The sequence below is a fragment of the Rahnella perminowiae genome (assembly GCF_019049755.1).
Taxonomy (GTDB): domain Bacteria; phylum Pseudomonadota; class Gammaproteobacteria; order Enterobacterales; family Enterobacteriaceae; genus Rahnella; species Rahnella perminowiae.
Genome location: NZ_JAFMOS010000263.1, coordinates 1 through 3,073, shown reverse-complemented (window position 1 = coordinate 3,073; position 3,073 = coordinate 1). Strand labels below are relative to the sequence as shown.

Sequence of the window (3,073 nt, the reverse complement as noted above, 5' to 3'; positions counted from 1 at the left end):
ATAAATTTCAACGCGATCACCATCATTGACTGTATCCGCAAGCTTCACCGGCCGGCTGTAGATACCTAGCTTGTTCTGTTTTAGATCGATATCCTGACGCAGTTCAAGTAAACCGGAAGCCTTCACCGCCTGCTCGACGCTGCTCCCCTCTGCCAGTTTTACCGTTCGCAGATACTGGCGTTCCGGTAAAGCGTAGACCACTTCAACGTTGATCTCAGACACTGTAGACCTCTTTCGCGCGCAACGTGAAGGCCTGAACCATGCTGCCAGCCAGTTCTTTGAAGATTTTACCGAAGGCTAACTCAATCAATTTATTTGTAAATTCAAAATCAAGGCTGAGCTGAACTTTGCAGGCGTCCGGGCTAAGTTCGATGAAATCCCATCCGCCGGTCAGTTTACGAAACGGGCCATCCACCAGTTGCATATCAATACGTTTATTGCTGATTAACGTATTTTTGGTAGTAAAAGTTTTACTGATGCCTGCTTTGGAAACATCAACCGCTGCGGTCATCGACGAATCGCTGTTTTCCAGAATGCGGCTGCCGGTACAACCGGGCAGAAATTGCGGGTAAGCATCGACATCATTCACTAAGGTGTACATCTGTTCCACGCTGAACGGCACAAGCGCAGAACGACTTATCTGTGGCATATCATTTCCCAGGTGTCATAAAACGTACAGATAATACCATTTATCCACGCGGTAATAAAAACTACGAAGCACAGGGTGCCACAAACAGGAAAAACATCCGACTCTGACTGCGTGGGGATTTCAATCGGCATCGCTTACAGTATAATAAGTGTCACTATGACAAAGAAAAAAGCACATAAACCCGGTTCCGCGACTATCGCGATGAACAAACGCGCTCGCCATGAATATTTCATTGAAGATGAAATCGAGGCGGGGCTTGCTTTGCAGGGATGGGAAGTCAAATCGATGCGTGCTGGTAAAGCAAACATCACTGACAGCTATGTCACATTCCGCGACGGTGAAGCCTTTCTTTTTGGCGCAACCATTCAACCTCTCAATGTGGCGTCGAGTCATATCGTCTGTGACCCGACACGCACAAGAAAACTGTTGCTGAAAAAACGTGAGCTGGAAACGTTGTTCGGCAAGGTCAGCCGCGATGGTTACACCGTCGTCGCGCTTTCTATGTACTGGAAAAACGCCTGGTCCAAAGTAAAAATTGGCCTGGCGAAAGGTAAGAAAGAGCACGACAAGCGCGATGACATCAAAGATCGTGAATGGAAAGTAGACAAAGCACGTATCATGAAGAATGCAAACCGCTAAGCCTCTGGCTTCGCATGGTGTTTTTCTGATATACTGCACAACAGTACTTGGGGCTGATTCTGGATTCGACGGGATTTGCGAAGCCCAAGGAGCATGCCGAGGGGCGGTTGGCCTCGTAAAAAGCCGCAAAAAAATAGTCGCAAACGACGAAAACTACGCCCTAGCAGCTTAATACCCTGCTCAGAGCCCTCTCTCCCTAGCCTCCGCTCTTAGGACGGGGATCAAGAGAGGTCAAACCTAAAAGAGATCGCGTGGACACCTTGCCTGGGGTGAAAGCGTTAAACCCAATCAGGATAGTTTGTTAGTGGCGTGTCCATCCGCAGCTAACCGGCGAATGTAAAGATTGGACTAAGCATGTAGTGCCGACGGTGTAGTAATTTCGGACGGGGGTTCAAATCCCCCCAGCTCCACCAAATAATGATCCGGTTATTACCAGATAAGTCCGGAGAAGTCCTGAAAGCCCGCATCCCTCCTAGGTTTGCGGGCTTTTTTGTGTCTGTAGAAGTCCGAGAAGATCCGCCTGAAACCGGCGTCTATTGGTATACGAATTGGTATACGCTAAGATATATACCAATAAACGTATACCAATTAGGGAAGATCCTTGCATGGCGCGGACTACACGCCCCCTCACCCACACCGAAGTACAAAAAGCCAAAGCCACCGATAAAGATCTCACCTTGCATGACGGTGACGGACTCTTTCTCCTGGTAAAAACCACTGGCAAGAAAATTTGGCGCTTTCGCTACCAGGTACCTGGTACTTCAAAACGCACCATGATTAGCCTCGGCGCTTATCCTGCACTTTCACTGGCTGATGCCAGAGAAGTGCGCGCTGAGAAGCTTGCGATGTTAGTCAAAGGAATAGACCCGCAAACAAGAGCTGGTGAAGAGGCAGAGAAGCTCCAAATCGCTCAGGAAAGCATTTTCGTCAATGTTGCACGTAAATGGTTCGAGCTGAAGCAAAGTCACGTCAGCGCTGACCACGCTAAAGATATCTGGCGTTCTATTGAGAAAGACATCCTGCCCAGTATTGAAAATGTTCCTGTTCAGGAGCTTAAGGCTCGCACCCTGATTCAAGCTCTAGAACCAATCAAAGCGCGCGGAGCGTTAGAGACGGTCAGGCGGTTAGTCCAGCGAATCAATGAAATTATGATTTATGCGGTGAATGTTGGACTGATTGAGGCAAATCCAGCTTCAGGTATCGGAATGGCTTTTGAAAAACCCAAAAAACAAAATATGCCAACACTTCGGCCTGAAGAATTAAGTGAGCTTTTATATTCTTTAGCAATGTCGAATCTATCTGTGCCAACTAGGTGTCTTATTGAATGGCAGTTATTGACCTTAGCACGCCCAGCTGAGGCTTCTGAAACTAGTTGGAAAGAGATTGATTTTGATACGAAGCTGTGGACTATCCCAGCCGCCCGAATGAAAGCAAAACGAGAACATATAGTTCCACTATCACCTCAATCGATTGAAATATTGAAAATTATGAGCGATATTAGTGGGCATCTGAAATATGTATTCCCAAGCCGCAATACCCCCCATAAACCAATGAACAGCCAAACGGCGAACGCTGCATTAAAACGTGTTGGTTATACAGGCCGTTTAGTAGCTCATGGGTTACGCTCTATAGCAAGTACATACTTAAATGAATCTGGTTTTGATGCCAATGTTATAGAATCAGCATTAGCACATAGGGACAGCAATCAGGTCAGAAGTGCTTACAATAGAGCCATTTACCTAGAGCAAAAAATAGTTTTGATGGAAAAATGGGGTGATTATGTAT

The 3,073-nt window shown here is 46.8% G+C and carries 4 protein-coding genes and 1 other RNA gene; 3 read left to right on the top strand and 2 right to left on the bottom strand.

Going from position 1 to position 3,073, the window contains the following annotated elements; all coding sequences use genetic code 11:
• Positions 1-222: RnfH family protein (locus J1785_RS02045; RefSeq protein ID WP_217218692.1), on the bottom strand; the 222-nt coding region annotated here is incomplete at its 3' end.
• Positions 215-649 carry a type II toxin-antitoxin system RatA family toxin gene (locus J1785_RS02040; RefSeq protein WP_120506496.1) on the bottom strand — a complete coding sequence of 145 codons (435 nt, stop codon included), beginning with the start codon at positions 647-649 and terminating at the stop codon, positions 215-217. The genes J1785_RS02045 and J1785_RS02040, both read right to left, overlap by 8 nt.
• A 156-nt stretch (positions 650-805) precedes the next feature.
• On the opposite strand from J1785_RS02040, the gene smpB reads away from it, so the two are divergent.
• The 3 genes from smpB to J1785_RS02025 form a co-directional block, all read left to right on the top strand.
• Positions 806-1,288, top strand: a complete 483-nt coding sequence (gene smpB / locus J1785_RS02035) for an SsrA-binding protein SmpB (RefSeq protein ID WP_129952915.1) — start codon at positions 806-808, stop codon at positions 1,286-1,288.
• A gap of 49 nt (positions 1,289-1,337) precedes the next feature.
• Positions 1,338-1,701, top strand: a transfer-messenger RNA (tmRNA) gene (gene ssrA / locus J1785_RS02030).
• Positions 1,702-1,893: 192 nt separating this feature from the next.
• Positions 1,894-3,073, top strand: a 1,180-nt coding sequence (locus tag J1785_RS02025; RefSeq protein WP_217218691.1) for an integrase domain-containing protein, incomplete at its 3' end; no start/stop codon positions are given.